Origin of the sequence: Marinomonas sp. UCMA 3892, assembly GCF_012726345.1 — a bacterium.
GTDB lineage: Bacteria > Pseudomonadota > Gammaproteobacteria > Pseudomonadales > Marinomonadaceae > Marinomonas.
Genome location: NZ_PTXN01000002.1, coordinates 56,683 through 74,213 on the forward strand (window position 1 = coordinate 56,683; position 17,531 = coordinate 74,213).

Here is a 17,531-nt window from a genome sequence, read left to right on the forward strand (position 1 = left end):
GAGAATGGAAGAAAACCATGACACATTCATATTCACTTGAAGAACTACAACGCGAAACCACTTTTGGCGGTACAGGGGAAGACACCAACGATCGAGAAATTCGCATCATAGATATGAGCGATTTTGAAAATCGCCGAGAAGAAATCACCGAACAACTTTGGCTAGCGGCCACGCAAATCGGCTTTTTCCAATTAAGTAATCACGGTATAGATCAGCAAGATATAGACGCAGCCTTCAAAGAATCAGAGCGTTTTTTTAACCTACCAGAAAGCATCAAAAGCCAATACCCTCGCCCCAAAAGCGTCAATGCCGGATGGGAAAGTCGCAGTCAAATCCGCCCTTCTACTGGCACCAAGGACCAAAAAGAATCTTATCAAATCACCCAATACCACATGGATAATTTGTGGCCGACTGAAGAAGAGTTGCCAGACTTTCAAGCCAATACACTAAGTTTTGAAAAACAATGCTGGGAAGTCGGCATGAAAGTACTATCCTGTTTTGCAGACAAACTTGGCTTTGCTAGAGACTTTTTTACTCAAGCACACGACCCAAGCCAAACGGACTACCAAAGCACATTACGCTTACTGCATTATTACCCAACAGAGGGAGTCACTGAGCAAGGTAATATTTGGCGTGCTGGTGCTCATACCGACTTCGATTGTTTAACGCTATTGTTCCAACACGAAGGCCATGGCGGTTTACAAGTTTGTCCAGGAGCAGAAGCCGATACGCAACGCTGGACCAGCATTCCGCCCATTGCCAATGTGATCACCTGTAACATCGGCGATATGCTAATGCGTTGGAGCGATGACCAGCTTAAATCCAACCTGCATAGGGTTCGCTTGCCACTTATAAATGAATATTGCGGCAGTCGCCATTCCATTGCCTTCTTTTGCCAAGCCAATAAAACGCAGATCATCCAAGGCCCAGCCAAACGCTACCACCCCATCAGTGCGGCAGACTTTTTGACCCAGCGTATTCAGGCTAACTTCGTCGATAAATAAGTAGAAAATATAAAAACCATCATAGTCATCCTATGATGGTTTTTTCATGTAAGTCTTGATTCAAAATATCAAATAACAATATCTTCTTGGCTGTTGAATTGTATTAAGGCATTTTCAAACTCAGAAAGCGCATTTTCAAAATCGACTCTTGAATTAAAGCCACCTAAAGACACTCTAAAAGAATTAACCGAAGGTAAGGACGCAGTAGGACAACGAAACAAATCGGCGGTTCTGACTTTGATATTTTTGGATGCCAAAAAATTATTCAGTTGGTTCACATTAATATGACTTGGTAATGTCAACCAAGCATTCAAACCGCCAGTCCGAGAGCGGAAACCATGCTTTTCAACCAATGCATGAAACGCGTCTTGCCGATAACGCATCTCACCTTCTAGAAGGGACTGATTATGTTGAAAATTTTCACTTCTTAAGAAACGAGTGGCCAATTCGAAGTTTAGCGTCGATACCATCCAACACTGACTATGAATGCTCATATTAAAGGCTTGTTGCCATTGTTTAGGAACCAAACAGAAAGCAATTCTTAAACCTCCCGCCACATATTTAGAGAGACTTGAAAGATAGAATATTCGATCTGGGGCTTGCTGCTGCGACGGCACTTTCCAATTTTCTGGTAGGCAATAATTCACATCATCTTCAATAATATAAAACTGATATTTCTCGCTTAACTTAACTATTTCCCTTAGCTGCGTTTCTGAGTACTGAATATTAGTCGGATTTTGAATATTAGGCGTAATGTACAGTACTTTTGGGCGAAACTTCTGACAGTATTCTTCTAATACCGCCAAATCCAGCCCTTCCGCCGTTAGCGGCACACTTAACGGATTAACGCCGCTGGCTTCTGCTGCTCGAAATACCCCAGGGTATGCTAGCTCTTCATGAAGAATGTAGTCATTTTCTTTGGTAAGAATTTGTAGGCAAGTATAAATCCCTTGTTGGGCACCTTGGGTGAAAGCAATGTCATCTTTATCAATTTGAATCTGCTTAGAAGCAAGCCAATCACTGAATATTTGCCGATGCTTTCGTAAGCCATTTGGCGAATAAGTCATCACCTCTTCTATTGAAACAAGATCTTGAGCTAATTCATTTAGCGCATTTTTCACCAACATTTGCTGGCCTAACATAGGCTGCATACTGGAGGCGAAATCGTATTCCTTAATGGCTGACACATCACTAGTCACAAAGGAGCTTGGAAGGTTTACATAAGTGCCTGCTCCCAACTTTGCGTTCACTAAACCTTTCTTTTCCAGCAAATCATACGCTCTGGTCACCGTACCATGAGTAATCTCAAGTTTGTCAGCTAACAACCTTTGCGCAGGCAGCTTTTGTTTATCAGGTAATTCGCCTGATTGTATGGCCTGCTCAATTATATGAGCCAATGCCTTGTATTTTGGATGCACCAAACAGGCTTGATCAAATGTATCTTTGCTAATGCCCACAATTGTACTCATAACAATAAATAAATTGCCCAAAATTGTATTCTATGTAAATCTAATTAAAGACAATACAACATAAATTGTATCAATACAATTTAAATCTAAAACTTTCTTTAAAGGAATGGAAATGATCAATAATGCCCTATTGGAAATCACCCCTGCGCTCATTCTTTTTTGCTTAATAAGCACCATAACACCAGGACCCAATAACATCCTATTAGCCAATTCAGGGGCCAATTTTGGTATTAAAAGAACACTACCTCACGTGCTTGGTATTCGCTTTGGCATGACAATACTGCATATAATGATTTTATTTGGCTTGGGTGAAATGTTTAAGCATTGGCCTTACCTTCATAAGGTGTTCACCTTTATTGCAACAAGTTACATTGTTTATATGTCTATAAAAATCGCTTGTGCAAAAATGCCTTCAGACAAAAAGAGCCTTCAACCAATGAGCATTTTACAAGCCGCATCATTTCAGGCAATTAACCCTAAGTCGTGGGCCAGCTTAATGACAGCAAGCTCTGTCTTCACATTGACTGGAGAGCTTTATTGGTCATCGGCTTTGCTATGCATCATGATGTTTAATATCGCGACGTTACCCGGCACATTCATGTGGATCACTATAGGCAAGCTTGTCTCTAAAAGACTTCAAGAACCTAAATTCCACCGTTACTTTAGTGTATCAATGGGATTATTACTGCTTGCGACCTTACCTATGATATTTATCTAAAGATCCGCCAATCTAAACCCAGCAATCTTATGCACTTCGCTCATGGCTCGGTCAAACTCAGTTTGCCAGTCATTGGGCGTTCTAGATTCAAATCCTGCAAGTATCTGCTCCTTGGTAGCGCCTTTTACGGCCATGATGAAGGGAAAACCAAACTTCTCCCGATAGGTATCGTTCAGCTGTAGAAAATGAGCTAGCTCTTCTTCAGAGCATTGATCCAACCCTGCTCCTGACTGTTCTGAGGTTGACGCATGAGTGAGTTCACCCGCTAAAGCAGCTTTGCCGGCTAGATCTGGATGAGCCCGTAGCAGTATGAGTTTTTGTTCGTCAGTACTTTGCTCTACGATGTCAGCCATGGTGGCTTTGATTTTGTCGATGCTGTCGAAATACTCGCTTGGATGCTCGACTTTTTGTCGCCACAATTCTTCTGCAACCCAAGTGGAATGCTCATAAATACTGCTAAATAAAGCGATAAAATCCGCTTCTTCCATCTGACTAATCGCAGCTAACGGATCGTGCATAATAGGACTCCAAATTCTGACGGCTCTAAAAAATTCTTATAAAAAAGATCTCTATGAATAACAAAATACGCTATACAGAAACACATGGCACAAATATTGATCTCTATGAAACAATATTTTCAGATCCATTTCACTTATAAAAAACGCTTACTGCAAAAATCAGGCAAGCTTTTACATTAGATTGAGGTAAAACAATGGGATACTTAACCACTCACATTTTAGATACAACAAAAGGCGTTGCTGCGGCTGGCGTAAAAATACACCTTTATCAGCATTCTGCAGAAGGCCAACGACAGCTCATTCATAGCACAGTGTCTAATAACGATGGCCGCTGTGATCAACCCTTGCTGCAAGCTGATAGCTTCTCTGTGGGCGTGTACGAACTGGAGTTTGCCATTGACGAGTACTTCTCTGGCTCTCTCGAAGACTCAGACAATAACAAACCTACCGCACCTAGTTTCTTAAACACGGTCGTCATTCGTTTCGGTATCAATGATGAAAACGCCCATTATCACATTCCACTACTTGTCTCGCCTTATTCTTACAGCACTTATCGTGGCAGCTAGTCTTATGTAATTAGGCTTCAGCCCAAGGCTTAATGAGCTAGAATGAAGCAAATATTACAAAATCCGCACCAAGATAAATCATTTTCTGCCCTATTGGTCAAAGAAGAAAATAAGCCTCTTTCTTCTTTGACCTATCCCCACTGATTACGTATCGCCCTAAAACAAAGGTTTCACAAACTAAAATATAGGTTCATTTGTTTCATGGCATATTTATTGCCATTTACTCCTTTAACAAGAAATTAAAAGTTCGCTAAGACAACGCGAAAACGAGCGATAGATTAAAGGGGAATCATATGAAAGCACTTATTATAGGCGCTGGTATCGGTGGCATGTCAGCGGCAGCAGCATTAAAACAACAAGGCATCGAATGTGATATTTTTGAAGCGGTAAAAGAAATCAAACCAGTTGGTGCGGCGCTTTCTATTTGGTCTAACGGCGTAAAATGCATGAACCATTTAGGTATGGGCAGCATTATGGATGAACTCGGCGGCCCGATGCACAACATGGCGTACCACGACGGTATAACCGGAAGCGTGATGACGCAGTTCAGTCTTGCCCCATTAGTTGACGCTGTTGGCGAACGCCCTTGTCCAGTGTCTCGTGCCGACCTACAAAGCCAAATGATCGATTGGTGGGGACGTGATAAAGTTCAGTTTGGCAAACGCATTGAAAAAGTCGAGCAAAGTGACACAAGTGTAACCGCGTATTTTACCGATGGTACCAGTGCTGTAGGTGATTTTATGATTGCGGCCGACGGCACACATTCTGCCGTACGTGCTGATGTCATTGGTTATCAAACCGAACGCCGCTACGCTAATTATGTGAACTGGAATGGCTTGGTAGAAATCGATGAAAGTATTGCTCCTGCCAATCAATGGACAACCTTTGTTGGCGAAGGCAAACGCGTTTCTATCATGCCTATTGCCGGTGGTCGTTTTTACTTCTTCTTTGATGTGCCATTACCAAAAGGCCTAGCAGAAGACAGAACAACGGTGATTGCCGATCTAACAGGTTATTTTGCAGGTTGGGCTGAACCCGTTCAAAAACTGATTGCAGCCATTGATCCAGAAACCACAAACCGTATCGAAATTCACGACATCGAACCATTCGATACCTTAGTAAAAGGCAATATCGCCCTACTCGGCGATGCGGCTCACAGCACAACCCCAGACATTGGCCAAGGCGGTTGCTCTGCACTCGAAGACGCCGTTGTACTTGGTCAGTGTTTCGCGGATCAATTCAAAGAGAAAGGCAAAACGGTTTCTGGTGTTATCGCTGCATTAAAAAACTACGAAGAAGCTCGTCGCTTCCGCGTCAAAGACCTAGTATTAAAAGCTCGTAAACGTTGCGATGTCACCCATGGTAAAGACATGCAAGAAACCCAAGCTTGGTACGACGAACTAAGACACGAAACAGGCGAAAACATCATTGCAGGATTGCGTACTACTATTATTGGTGGACCGTTGGCTTAATTCAAAAACTCTTTAGAAATCACTAAAAAAACATTTAAAAAAGCTATTTAAAGCTAAGGGGTGATGATCGTTTTCATGTATTAATAAAACGATCATCACTTACTTTTAGTAACAATTAATCGACAACTAAAACTTGATAAGAATCATAAATCTCGATATAAAGTCACCTTCAACTGGAGATGACGATGAGTAAAAAGTTCTTATTGCTAACCCCCGAAGATGGAGCAGATGTTCTAAAAAGCCTAGCAGCGCCTGCACGATTGGCAATATTGTCCTTGTTACATGAAAAAGGGCCGATGAATGTCAATGATATTGCCGACCTTCTTGAACTGCCCCAATCATCAACCTCCAGTCATATTAATTCCCTTGAAAGTGCCGGTTTAATTACCACCGAAAGCCAAAAAGGCCGTAAAGGCAGCCAGAAAATTTGCCGCGCGACACACGAAGAAATCGTCTTATCTTTCTGTAACACCAAACAAAATCAAAACAACGTCATCGAAGTCGCTATGCCTGTGGGCCTATATTCTGAGTTTGATGTGATGGCGCCTTGTGGTTTGTGTTCGGAATCTGGCATTGTTGGCTTCTTAGACAGTCCAGATACTTATCTTTCTCCTGATCGTATGCGTGCCAGTTTGTTGTGGTTTACCAAAGGCTATGTGGAATATCAGTTCCCCAACAATGCTCGTATTGCCGGTCAGACAGTGAAAGAGCTAGAGCTGGTAATGGAGCTGTCATCCGAAGTGCCTGGCACATCCGAAAATTGGCCTTCTGATATCCATATCTCTATCAACGGAAAAACGGCTGCGATCTGGACTGCTCCTGGCGATTACGGCGATCGTCGTGGTAAACATACACCCGATTGGTGGAAGCTTGCTGGCAGCCAATACGGCCATTTAAAAAGCTTTCGTGTCACAAAAGATGGCACTTACGTCGATGGTGTACGGGTTTCTGATATCTCTTTGAAGGATCTTGCACTGGAAGACCATAGATCCATTCGTGTGCGAATCTCTGTTCCCGATGATGCTGAACACCCTGGCGGCATCAATATTTTTGGCAAGCAATTTGGCAATTACGACCAAGATATTGTATTACGCCTTCAATCTTAATCTCACACAGCATCTTATTTTCTGATGTAAATATCAGTAAGCCTGCTCTAATAAATCAAAATTTAAAAAATCTATAATTTTCATTATCTTAGTAACTTTCCAAATACCTACCCCTTTCTTTTTTCGTTACAAATCACACTTATACATACCAATTTTGGTATTTGGTTGCACAAAAAATAAACGTCTTATTGATTGACCTCAGGTCAAACATGCTTTTAATATCCACTTATCAGATAAGAAACAAAAATTCAGATACTTAATATATCTTAATATCCTACAAAAATAAGAAAGGAGTAAGCATGCGCGCTAACGTAACCGCACATAAAGATTATGTGATTGCCAAAATAGACCCTCGCCTTTATGGCTCTTTCATCGAGCATTTAGGACGCGCTGTTTACAGCGGTATCTACGAACCAGGTCATGCAACTGCTGATGAACATGGTTTCCGTCAAGATGTTATCGAACTCATCAAAGATATCGATGTGCCCGTTACTCGCTACCCCGGTGGTAACTTCGTTTCTGCTTATAACTGGGAAGATGGCATTGGGCCAAAAGAAGATCGCCCAACTCGCCTAGATCTTGCTTGGCACACATCAGAAAGTAATGAAATTGGTATTCATGAATTCGCTGAATGGGCAGAACAAGCCGGTACAGAAATGATGCTAGCGGTGAATCTTGGCTCACGAGGTTTAGACGAAGCACGTGCTTTTCTTGAATATGTGAACCACCCTGGCGGCTCATATTGGTCTGACCTTCGCAAGCAAAACGGTCGTGAAGAACCTTGGGACGTTAAACTTTGGTGTCTGGGTAATGAAATGGATGGACCTTGGCAAATCGGACAAAAAACCGCCGCTGAATATGGTCGAGTAGCATTCGAAACCGCTAAAGCCATGCGCGCTTTCGACAAAAACATCGAGCTGGTTGTTTGTGGCTCTTCTTCCCCTAAAATGCCGACCTACCCTGAATGGGAAAGCACTGTACTAGATTACACCTACGACACAGTCGACTACATTTCACTGCATATGTATTTCGATAATCACGAAAAAAACACCGCCAATTACTTAGCCAAAGTCAGCTTGCTTGATAACTATATCGACACCATCGCAGCGGTCATTAAAGCCACTAAAGCCAAAAAACGCTCCAAACACGATGTGTATATTTCCTTTGATGAATGGAACGTCTGGTATCACTCTAATGAACAAGACAAAAAAATTCTCGGTGGCAATGACGGCTGGCCACATGCTCCAGCTTTGTTAGAAGACATTTACGACTTTGCCGATACACTACAAGTTGGCTGTATTCTGAACACCTTTATTCGCCACAGTGATGTGGTCAAAATTGGTTGTTTGGCGCAATTGGTCAACGTTATCGCGCCGATTATGACAGTCAAAGATGGACCAGCGTGGCGTCAGTCGACTTACTATCCATATTTGTATGCGTCCCAATACGGTCGTGGCACAGCACTCAACCTTGCGGTGCAATGCCAAGGCTACGATACAGAGTTCGCCAGTGATGTCTCCTATCTAGATATTTCTGCCGTGGAATCTGATAAAGATGGCGCGCTAACTTTCTTTATTGTTAACCGTCACCCAGACGAAAGCATTGAATTGGATCTGTCTCTGCAAGGATTTACACATCAGAAAGTCATTATGGATAAAGTCATGGCGGGCCATGCACTTGACGCAAAAAATGGTCCAGATGCAGAGCAAGTAGCCCCAAAAGACGGCCAAGGCGCAACAGTCAAACAGCAACAATTAACGGCAAGCATTGCTCCTATGAGCTATCGCATGATTCGACTTGGGGTGTAATACCCCAAGATTTTCCGTTTAAAACTTGCTGAGAGAGGAAACCATGTCCGCATCTATCTCTATAAAAAATATAACAAAGCGATATGACAGCGTTACCGTATTAGACGACATCAACTTACACATCGAAGACGGTGAATTTGTTGTATTCCTTGGCCCTTCTGGCTGCGGAAAATCCACCTTATTACGCATGATTGCGGGGCTGGAATCCATTACAGAAGGTTCTATCGATATTGGCGAAAAACGCATTGATACCTTACCTCCAGGTCAACGCGGCGTCGCCATGGTATTTCAGTCCTATGCGCTCTACCCTCACATGACGACTCGCCAAAACATGGCGTTTGGTCTAGAAAATGTGAAAGTCGCACAAGACGAAATTGATCGTCGTGTTAATGATGCGGCGAAAATTCTCGAAATAGATCATTTACTGGATCGTAAACCGGGACGACTTTCTGGCGGCCAGCGTCAGCGCGTCGCCATAGGTCGCGCCATTGTCAAAGAACCTAAAGCCTTCCTATTTGATGAGCCACTATCCAATTTAGACGCAGCGTTACGCGGCAGAACGCGATTGGAACTGGCACAACTCCACCAGCGTCTTGGTTCGACAATGATCTTTGTTACTCACGATCAAGTAGAAGCTATGACGCTGGCTGATCGCATTGTCATCATGCACAACCAAAAGATCGAGCAGATCGGCACACCAATGGAGATTTACCAATATCCGGCGAGTCGTTTTGTCGCGGAGTTTGTTGGCTCTCCGCCAATGTCTATGTTGCCGATTAATAGTATTGAAAATACGCCTGATGGTGTGACGGTCGAAGTCAGCGGTGCTGGCAAAGTCGTTACTGCGATTGTCCTTCCACCAGAGTTCAACGCCACAAATGCGGTTATCGGTATTCGAGCGGAAGACACCGCGGTAGTTGCCGCTGAAGAAGATGGCCTTGATCTGACCATAAAAGTGATTGAGCGTCTCGGTGATCGTACGCTTCTTTACGGTACTTTAATCGATGGCACTGACCTGATTGCTGAGGACTCAGGGCGATCAAAAGTAAAAGCTGGTGATATGGTTCGCGTATCAATTTCGCCTCAAGCTGCACATATTTTTGACGGTGATGGCCTTGCTTATCACAGTCAAATGGAGGTGTAAGATGGCAGAAAGTTATCGTCGTTCCCGTTGGACAAATGGTCTATTTGTCGTTCCCTATCTCAGTGTTTTTTTAACCTTGTTGGTCTTTCCTCTTGGTTGGGGAATTTGGCTGTCGCTCAATAAAGTTGATCTTTTTGGCGGCGAGCGCTTCATCGGCTTAAAAAACTATGCACGAGTATTAAGCGACCCAATTTTTGGCCAAGCGGTCAAAAACACGCTAATTTTCGTTGGCGTGTCCGTCCCTACCTTGGTCATTCTTGGCTTGTTTCTAGCGTTAGCCTTGAATAAAACCAGCAAAGGGTCGTCGTTCTTGAGAGGTTTGTTTTTTGCCTCTTCTATTTTGTCCGTCACCATAGTGACGCTCATCTGGCGAATCGTCTTCATTCCCAATGACGGTTTGATGTCGTTGATTTTTGAGTTTTTCGGCTGGCAACCAATTGGCTTTCTTTCAACTACAGGATGGTCGTTGTTTTCAGTGGGCGTAGCAACCGTTTGGTGGTGCATTGGTTTGCCCATGATGCTTTTCTTAGCGGCCTTACAACAGATACCGAAAGACCTTTATGAAGCAGCAGCGTTAGATAACGCTTCCCGCTGGCGAGTGCTCACTCGTATCACTCTGCCATCCATTAAGTCCACTATTATGTTGGTTGCCATCATTCAGGTAGTGATGCAATTCCAGTTGTTTGGTCAGGCACAATTGATGACCAATGGCGGTCCCGCTGGCTCATCTCGGCCAATTGTGATGTACATCTATGAAGTTGGCTTCTTACGTTGGGATATTGGTATGGGAGCTGCAGCATCACAAATCCTATTCTTAATCATTCTATGTGCCGCCATGCTTCAGTACTGGGTCAGCACTCGTAAAGAGGAGGTAGACGCATGAAAGCATTCAACTATTCGCCTGAACATTTGACCTCTAACCGTCGGCTGTTTTGGATAGCTGCTGTGCTTGGTGTGATCATGATGGCGCCAGTAGCATGGATCATAGGTTTATCTCTAAAGGACAACGCTGAATTACTCAGAGGTACTGAGGCGGTTTTTAATATGCCTTATACCTTGGTCAATTATGCCAATATTCTAGAATCCTCCAGCGTATTTGGTTGGTTTATGAACTCTATGATAGTGGCTGTTGGTCAAACGTTTGGAGTCTTGTTGCTGTCGTCGCTTGCCGGATACGCCTTTGCCAGACTTGAGTTTCCATTTCGCAAAACGCTATTCATCATTGTGTTATTCGGCCTCGCTGTACCAGAACAAGCGGTAATCATTGCTCGTCACCAGATGTTTAATTGGTTTGACCTGCATAACACCCATATTGGCTTAATATTGCCAAACTTATCATCAGCATTTGGCGTTTTCTTGATGACACAATTCTTTCGGGCCATCCCAAAAGAAATTGATGAAGCTGCCATGCTGGATAACACCTCAACCTTTCGTATCTTCTGGAAAGTATTGCTACCGCTGACGCTACCGGCACAAGCAACCTTGGGAATCTTCACTTTCTTGCAAGCTTGGAATGATTATTGGTGGCCGCTTATTTCTGCGACCAAATCCGACATGTACACACTCACCATAGGCATAGCATCGTCGCAAACGAACTTTGCACAATCCGAAGGCTTAGGTTTTCTGGGCGCACAAGCGGTGTTTGCCTCGTTGCCTGTGGTAATTGTCTACATCTTTTTTCAACGCCATATAGTTACCGCGGTATCAGGAGGAGCCGTGAAATAGCCTTCATTGAATTATTAAAAGCGTAAAAGTAGAACGAGATAGACAACAAAAATAAAAACGAACAAGGAGAAAAATATAATGAAACAGTTACTTCTCGGAACAGCAACAGCAGGTCTTTTGGCTTTATCACCGCTTGCCAGCGCTACCACGATAGAACTACAGCGCTTCTTTGGTGCTTGTGAAGCCGAATATGGTAATAACACAGATGTGTCTGCAGCGGTTGGCGAATGTGGCATCATCACCTCTCTGGTTAACAAATTCGAGGCAGACAATCCCGATATTGACGTCAATGTCACCACAGTCGAATGGCCTGGCTATGATCAACTTAATGCCCAACTAGCCTCACGATCTGCGCCAGATGTTGTCTCTATGCATTACTCGGCCATATCAGATTATCAATCCCGTGGTCTGTTAGTTCCCCTCGATAAGCTTTTAAAAGATCAGAACATTAAACCTTCAGACTTTACCGAGGCCGGCATTTCCAGTGTCACCAAGGAAGATGGCATATACGCCCTGCCCTTTGATAACTGGACTATGCTGTTTCATGTTAACAACAACCTTATGAGACAAGCAGGCTTACTCAAAAAAGATGGCACGCCTATTTTACCGACCAGCCGAGAAGAGCTATTTTCTCAAGGCAAACAGTTTCAAGAAGCAACAGGGAAACCCTATCTAATTCAGGTATCAGCTAATGAAACTGCCAGCTTTGCACGCATGTTTTATACTTTGATGATGCAACAAAACAGCACTTTTTTTGATGACCCTAGAAAAATTGACTTAACTGGCGAAGACGCCAAGAAAACACTCACCTTCATGAAAGATATGTTAAATGTCACCGCAAAAAATCTAGACTATGCCGCCGCCGTTTCAGGCTTTTCCAGTGGTGACGCAGGTATTTCTGTCAATGGAACATGGTTAATTGGGTCATATGATAACCAATCCAAAGAGAGTAATAATGCCTTGTCAGGTGGTTACAGTGTTTATCCTATCCCTCAGTTTTTTGATAAGAAAGATGTAACCTATACAGATGGGCATGGTTGGGCCGTTCCTCGCGGCAAGCGTAGTGATGAAAAAATGGCAGCCATTGGTAAATTGTTCAAATTCTTTTATGACAACAACTATCAATGGGCAAGAACGGGTCACTTACCCGTCGTAAAAGCCGTCATAAATAGCGAGCAATTCAAATCACTTCCTCATCGTAGTGATATCGCTAAAATAGCTAAAACAGGTCAAGCTTTGCCTTCAGCCGTGTTACGACAATTCGCCATCCAAGATATTCTTGGCGAAGAGTTAAGCTCTGCGGTTAATGGCGACAAATCGATAGACGATGCACTAAAAACAGCGCAATATCGGGTTAACGACTTATTAGAAAATATCTAATCTATCTATATTTCTATACTTTCGGGAGCTTCGGCTCCCGTTTATTTGAAAAGGATACCTCCGTGAATCTCGTTCCAAATTTAAACCAAGTTCAATATGTCACGCTACAAAACGCTCAACTCAAAGTGTCTATTTTGACACTGGGCGCTAGCATTCAATCCGTTTATCTAAATGGCTATGAGCATTCTTTAGTATTAGGATCGCCAAAGCTGACCGATTATCTTCAAGGAGCAAAATACTTTGGTGCGGTAGTCGGGCGAGTGGCAAACCGAACTAATAAAGGCCATGCCGTGATTGGCGGTAAAGCATATCAATTACCACCTACTCTGCCTGAAGTTCACCATTTACACGGCGGCCCAGATGGAACAGGCAGCAAAAACTGGTCAATCATCAAACAAACTAACGACATGGTTCAGCTACAAACTACACTTGCTGACGGTGAGATGGGCTATCCAGGTAACATGGTTGTGGATGTATTGTATCGTTTGCTCGATAGCACATTAGAAATGGAAATCACCGCCACCACAGACAAATTAACGATTTGCAATTTTGCGGGGCACAGCTACGTAAATCTTGACGGCAAAGGCTCTATTTTAGATCACCAACTGAGCATCCAAGCCGATCATTATTTACCTGTTGACGCTGGATTGATTCCAACAGGCGAAGTCTCACCTACGGCTGGCAGCCCGTTTGATTTTCATCAGCTTCGCACCATAGGCCGTGAAGATTATCCTGATCTAGACACCAACTTCTGCCTTTCTCTTGCCAGTAACCGCCCACTACAAACAGTCGCTACACTCAAAGCGCCAATCACTGGACTCACTCTGAATTACCAAACAACAGAACCTGGCTTACAGGTTTATGATGGACGCCACATAAATCTCGCCGCAGAATCAAATATCAACCAAGGCGCATTAACTGCCTATGCAGGTCTTGCTCTTGAAGCTCAACATTGGCCGGATGCGATTAACCAATCTCACTTCCCACCAATATTACTTGCACCAGAAGATACTTACCGACAAGTCACGCGCTATGAGTTCGTGTAATTGGTAGAAAATTAAAGGCTTACCCAAAACAAAAAGGGGGGTTCTACCTTAGATGTAGACCCCCCTTTTTCTATAGATTTGAACCCATTTTTACAACGCCAGAGTAAAAGTCCCCTCAGGAGTTACAGGTAAATACTTTTTATAAAAATCTAAATAGGCTTGTTCAGGATTCAAATCCGAGAACAAATCTGGGTACATGGCTTTTGCATAGAACTCAATCATTGCCGCATCAAAAATAGTACGACAAGCGCCATGATAAGCACCGTATAAACGATTGTTCTTTACTGCCGCAATAGAGGACCAACCTAAGCGTTTTTTATAGCCTTCCAAACGTTTACGGGCCTCTGCTCTATCAACACCCTGCCCCATCAGCATGGAGTCAGGAGTTGCGCCTGTTTCATAACCCGTAATAACTATAACATCAGGGTTAGAGGCTATCACTTGCTCTGGATTCAATTTCCCCCACCATTCAACAAATGGCGCAGAGATATTATCGCCACCAGCCATAGTGGAAATCGCGCCCCACATATTTTTGCCGAAAGTAAAGCCAAGCTCTTGCACACCAGAAGCGCCAAATTCAGTATAAACCTTAGGCACTGGCAAATTCGCATCAGCAAGACGCTTACCGATAGTTTCAACCGTTTTTCTATACTCAGCAGCAATTTGAGCAGCACGTTTTTCTTGTCCTGTAATCACACCTATTAACTCAGTGCTTTTTATATGACGTTCTAAAGTTTGTGCGTTGTAATCTACCACAATGATTTTTATGCCAGCATTTTCAAGACGCTCGATATCTGTACCTAACCCCTTATATTGCCAATCGGCCAACATTAAGACATCAGGATTCAAACTGATCACTTTTTCGACCGAAAAAGTCTGCGTATCTACTCGACCGATTGCTGGAATATCTTGTAATGATGGGCGATGTTTCACATACATTTCCCAATTAGCTGAACGAGCTTGCCAAATGTATTTAGACAGACCGACAACCTTGTCGTAGGCGGCTTCTGTACCAATTGCCATATAATCTTCAGGATAAAACCCGACAATGACTCGTTGCGCAGGCGCATTAAATGTAACTTCACGATCAAGGACATCTTTCACCGTAACTTGACCAGCCCAGCTTGCACTCACACAAAAAGTGAACAGAAGCATTACAAACGACTTAACCATACTTACACCTTAATTAGTAAACCTGTTAGTTATGATAATCGTTATCACTATATTTTAAAAACAAATTCTTAAGAATTTTCTCTTATAAGTCCAATGCATTAGTTAACAGATAAGTTGGCATCTATAGGAATCATTCAAAAAGCCTAAAAGACGAATAAAAAAGACCACTAAAAAGTGGCCTTTTATCACTAACTATATATTCATAATTTTCGGTTTATTCTGTACGGAATCGAACAACCATCGAATGCAGTTCTTTACTCAACTGATCCTGTTTCTTACAAAGATCAGCAACATCCACAGATATGCTTGAAACACGATGCGCTGCATCACTAATAGCACCAATGTTTTCGTTTACACCCTCTGTTACCGCACGTTGTTCTTCAGCAGAAGCCGCCGTTTGCATCGTCATATCACGCATTTGCTTCACAACTTCTTCAATTTGTTCAAAGGAAATAAGCGCCTTATCTGACAGACTGATAGCATTTTCAGATTCAGCTAAACTCGTCACCATAGACTCTGATGCTTGCTTGGTTCTACTAGCAAGCAGCCCCAAGATATTGCTAATTTGTTCAGTAGATTCTTGTGTACGCCCCGCAAGAGTTCGTACTTCGTCAGCAACAACAGCAAAACCTCGACCTTGTTCACCGGCGCGAGCCGCTTCAATCGCCGCGTTCAAGGCTAACAAATTAGTCTGCTCAGCAATTGCCTGTATAGTCGATAGAATCTGATTAATATTCGTGGTTTCTTTTTGCAACTCAGTAATGATTTGATTCGAATCTTTTAAACGAGCACCTAAACGATTAACACCTTCCGCACTACTTTTAAGAAGATTTTTACCCGCGATAGTAGTCTCTAAACCTTTCTCAGAAAACTGAGCAGAATTAGCGCAACTTTCTGCCGCTTCATTAGACGCAATCAACATTTGCTGTCCAGCTTCTGCGATTAGCTCAATAGACTGCAATTGATCCGTTGCGGACTGCGCCACTTCACTCGCTTTCGCTGAAGTTTCAGCGGCTATTTTATCGATCTGTATGCCTGAATGCTTAATACCAAGAATCAGTTTACGAGTCGATTCGATAAACTGATTAAACCAGTTAGATAAAACACTTGTCTCATCGTTAGTTTTAATATCAATTTTGGAGGTTAAATCCCCTTCGCCTTCAGCAAGAATACGCAAATGATCAGAAACAGACTCAATCGGGGTAATTAAACTTTTTGCCATGAAGTAAGCAACAAGACCAAAAACCACTAATAACAAGATACAAACAATGGCAGTAGTTTTTATTAATTCAACGGTACTAGAGTAAATTTCGGCTGCTGGCATTAGACCAACAAACTTCCATTTTAAGTTAGGAGAGGTATAAACATCGGCGTAATAATCTGCACCATCTAGTTTAAAGTTAATCAACCCAGAGGACGTTTGAGCAATTTTTTGATACGCATCACCCGTTACCTCACTGATTTTCTTAAAGTTATTATCTGTATGAAGCGCATCGACCAAAATAGTACCGGTATTTTCAATGACCATGATGCTGCCAGAATTACCAAGTTTTGTATTATTCGCCATCTCAGTTAGAGTTTTGATCGAAACATCAACCGCAACGACACCACCGATAGCATTACCTTTTTTATAAGTCCGTACCGCTGAAACATAAACAGCATCATCAGCTGCCCAGTAATAGGCATCACGTAAAGCAACCTTTCCAGGGGTTTCTATAGCTCTTGTATACCAAGCTCGTTGCTTAGGATGCCATTCAGCATATTCATAGGTTCCCGGCCATTCAACATAACCGTCGCTTTCATCACCCATATAAACATAAACATAATTTGAGTTGTTTTTAGCAATCGCCTCAAACATGTTAAAAACATCTGCTTCATGACCGCCATTTTGTTCAGCAATTTTACTTGGTGCCTTTCCTTGAGCTTCAAAATAGGTTGTCAATGGTTTTGCATCGGGATCAGTAATAACGGCACTGTCCGCAATAAAGCCAACAACAGATTTAATATCACTCATAAATTGATCAAAGGATTGCTCAACAGCACCTAAGGTTTGTTCACTATTTTGTGAAAAGCTTTTCAATGCTTGATTCGATGCGAGATAGGCGGTAATTGAACTGACCACTAAGACGGGTAACACGGTGGCAATTGAAAAAGCAATCAACAACTTCGTTTTGATTTTCATAGAATTTACCCAAATATTATAATAGCCATATGGAGCCAAGAAGGAATTTTTATAAATTCACCAGCTGGTCATCAACATTAACTTATATATTGAAAATGATTATTAACAACCCAAAATATCATCATTAATGACATTATTAAAAAGCCTTAACGAAATATTTTTATTTCCTTACCACTACTTTATTATCCATATAGCTAGATAAAGTACTGCATAAGAAGCG

Annotated in this window: 15 protein-coding genes; 11 read left to right on the top strand and 4 right to left on the bottom strand. The window is 42.6% G+C overall.

Annotated features, from left to right (window positions below):
* Positions 1-17: 17 nt before the first annotated feature.
* Positions 18-1,004, top strand: coding sequence for an isopenicillin N synthase family oxygenase (locus tag B6N13_RS03240; protein WP_169458480.1), 987 nt, complete (start codon positions 18-20; stop codon positions 1,002-1,004).
* A 68-nt stretch (positions 1,005-1,072) separates the two neighbouring features.
* Here B6N13_RS03240 and B6N13_RS03245 read toward each other — a convergent pair whose 3' ends face one another.
* Positions 1,073-2,473: a PLP-dependent aminotransferase family protein gene (locus B6N13_RS03245; RefSeq protein ID WP_169458481.1), complete on the bottom strand. Its 1,401-nt coding sequence runs from the start codon at positions 2,471-2,473 to the stop codon at positions 1,073-1,075.
* A gap of 112 nt (positions 2,474-2,585) precedes the next feature.
* On the opposite strand from B6N13_RS03245, the gene B6N13_RS03250 reads away from it, so the two are divergent.
* Positions 2,586-3,191, top strand: a complete 606-nt coding sequence (locus tag B6N13_RS03250; RefSeq protein WP_211172763.1) for a LysE family translocator — start codon at positions 2,586-2,588, stop codon at positions 3,189-3,191.
* Here the strand turns inward: B6N13_RS03250 and uraD are convergent.
* On the bottom strand, positions 3,188-3,709 hold the full coding sequence (uraD, locus tag B6N13_RS03255) for a 2-oxo-4-hydroxy-4-carboxy-5-ureidoimidazoline decarboxylase (RefSeq protein ID WP_169458482.1): 522 nt from the start codon (positions 3,707-3,709) through the stop codon (positions 3,188-3,190). The two genes, B6N13_RS03250 and uraD, sit on opposite strands and share 4 nt — an antisense overlap.
* A gap of 194 nt (positions 3,710-3,903) precedes the next feature.
* On the opposite strand from uraD, the gene uraH reads away from it, so the two are divergent.
* From uraH to B6N13_RS03300, 9 genes are all read left to right on the top strand, one after another.
* Entirely contained in the window at positions 3,904-4,275 is a 372-nt protein-coding gene (uraH, locus tag B6N13_RS03260; protein WP_169458483.1) for a hydroxyisourate hydrolase, read from the top strand.
* Between the two features lie 293 nt (positions 4,276-4,568).
* The gene (hpxO, locus tag B6N13_RS03265; protein WP_169458484.1) at positions 4,569-5,747 is read left to right on the top strand and encodes an FAD-dependent urate hydroxylase HpxO; all 1,179 of its coding nucleotides are present in this window, start codon (positions 4,569-4,571) and stop codon (positions 5,745-5,747) included.
* A gap of 185 nt (positions 5,748-5,932) precedes the next feature.
* Positions 5,933-6,853, top strand: coding sequence for a metalloregulator ArsR/SmtB family transcription factor (locus tag B6N13_RS03270; RefSeq protein ID WP_169458485.1), 921 nt, complete (start codon positions 5,933-5,935; stop codon positions 6,851-6,853).
* A gap of 299 nt (positions 6,854-7,152) precedes the next feature.
* A complete protein-coding gene (locus tag B6N13_RS03275) occupies positions 7,153-8,661 on the top strand; it encodes an alpha-N-arabinofuranosidase (RefSeq protein WP_169458486.1) in 1,509 nt (502 codons plus the stop codon).
* A 43-nt stretch (positions 8,662-8,704) separates the two neighbouring features.
* Complete coding sequence (gene ugpC / locus B6N13_RS03280; RefSeq protein WP_169458487.1) at positions 8,705-9,805, top strand: sn-glycerol-3-phosphate ABC transporter ATP-binding protein UgpC; 1,101 nt, start codon at positions 8,705-8,707, stop codon at positions 9,803-9,805.
* Position 9,806: 1 nt separating this feature from the next.
* Positions 9,807-10,688 (top strand): sugar ABC transporter permease, encoded by an 882-nt coding sequence (locus tag B6N13_RS03285; protein WP_169458488.1) that lies wholly within the window; start codon positions 9,807-9,809, stop codon positions 10,686-10,688.
* The gene (locus B6N13_RS03290; RefSeq protein ID WP_012070404.1) at positions 10,685-11,530 is read left to right on the top strand and encodes a carbohydrate ABC transporter permease; all 846 of its coding nucleotides are present in this window, start codon (positions 10,685-10,687) and stop codon (positions 11,528-11,530) included. Before B6N13_RS03285 ends, B6N13_RS03290 begins: the two co-directional genes overlap by 4 nt.
* A gap of 78 nt (positions 11,531-11,608) precedes the next feature.
* Positions 11,609-12,910, top strand: coding sequence for an extracellular solute-binding protein (locus tag B6N13_RS03295; RefSeq protein ID WP_012070405.1), 1,302 nt, complete (start codon positions 11,609-11,611; stop codon positions 12,908-12,910).
* Positions 12,911-12,972: 62 nt separating this feature from the next.
* A complete protein-coding gene (locus B6N13_RS03300) occupies positions 12,973-13,956 on the top strand; it encodes an aldose epimerase family protein (protein WP_169458489.1) in 984 nt (327 codons plus the stop codon).
* A gap of 90 nt (positions 13,957-14,046) precedes the next feature.
* Here the strand turns inward: B6N13_RS03300 and B6N13_RS03305 are convergent, their stop codons facing one another.
* Both B6N13_RS03305 and B6N13_RS03310 read right to left on the bottom strand, forming a co-directional pair.
* A complete protein-coding gene (locus B6N13_RS03305) occupies positions 14,047-15,129 on the bottom strand; it encodes an ABC transporter substrate-binding protein (protein WP_169458490.1) in 1,083 nt (360 codons plus the stop codon).
* Positions 15,130-15,343: 214 nt separating this feature from the next.
* Positions 15,344-17,311: a methyl-accepting chemotaxis protein gene (locus B6N13_RS03310; RefSeq protein ID WP_012070408.1), complete on the bottom strand. Its 1,968-nt coding sequence runs from the start codon at positions 17,309-17,311 to the stop codon at positions 15,344-15,346.
* Between the last annotated feature and the right edge of the window lie 220 nt (positions 17,312-17,531).

Coding starts and splice junctions, on each gene's coding strand:
- B6N13_RS03275 (WP_169458486.1), top strand. CDS start 7,153: ATGCGCGCTAACGTAACCGCACATAAAGATTATGTGATTGCCAAAATA.
- B6N13_RS03305 (WP_169458490.1), bottom strand. CDS start 15,129: ATGGTTAAGTCGTTTGTAATGCTTCTGTTCACTTTTTGTGTGAGTGCA.
- B6N13_RS03285 (WP_169458488.1), top strand. CDS start 9,807: ATGGCAGAAAGTTATCGTCGTTCCCGTTGGACAAATGGTCTATTTGTC.
- B6N13_RS03295 (WP_012070405.1), top strand. CDS start 11,609: ATGAAACAGTTACTTCTCGGAACAGCAACAGCAGGTCTTTTGGCTTTA.
- B6N13_RS03310 (WP_012070408.1), bottom strand. CDS start 17,311: ATGAAAATCAAAACGAAGTTGTTGATTGCTTTTTCAATTGCCACCGTG.
- ugpC (WP_169458487.1), top strand. CDS start 8,705: ATGTCCGCATCTATCTCTATAAAAAATATAACAAAGCGATATGACAGC.
- hpxO (WP_169458484.1), top strand. CDS start 4,569: ATGAAAGCACTTATTATAGGCGCTGGTATCGGTGGCATGTCAGCGGCA.
- uraD (WP_169458482.1), bottom strand. CDS start 3,709: ATGCACGATCCGTTAGCTGCGATTAGTCAGATGGAAGAAGCGGATTTT.
- B6N13_RS03250 (WP_211172763.1), top strand. CDS start 2,586: ATGATCAATAATGCCCTATTGGAAATCACCCCTGCGCTCATTCTTTTT.
- uraH (WP_169458483.1), top strand. CDS start 3,904: ATGGGATACTTAACCACTCACATTTTAGATACAACAAAAGGCGTTGCT.
- B6N13_RS03240 (WP_169458480.1), top strand. CDS start 18: ATGACACATTCATATTCACTTGAAGAACTACAACGCGAAACCACTTTT.
- B6N13_RS03270 (WP_169458485.1), top strand. CDS start 5,933: ATGAGTAAAAAGTTCTTATTGCTAACCCCCGAAGATGGAGCAGATGTT.
- B6N13_RS03245 (WP_169458481.1), bottom strand. CDS start 2,473: ATGAGTACAATTGTGGGCATTAGCAAAGATACATTTGATCAAGCCTGT.
- B6N13_RS03290 (WP_012070404.1), top strand. CDS start 10,685: ATGAAAGCATTCAACTATTCGCCTGAACATTTGACCTCTAACCGTCGG.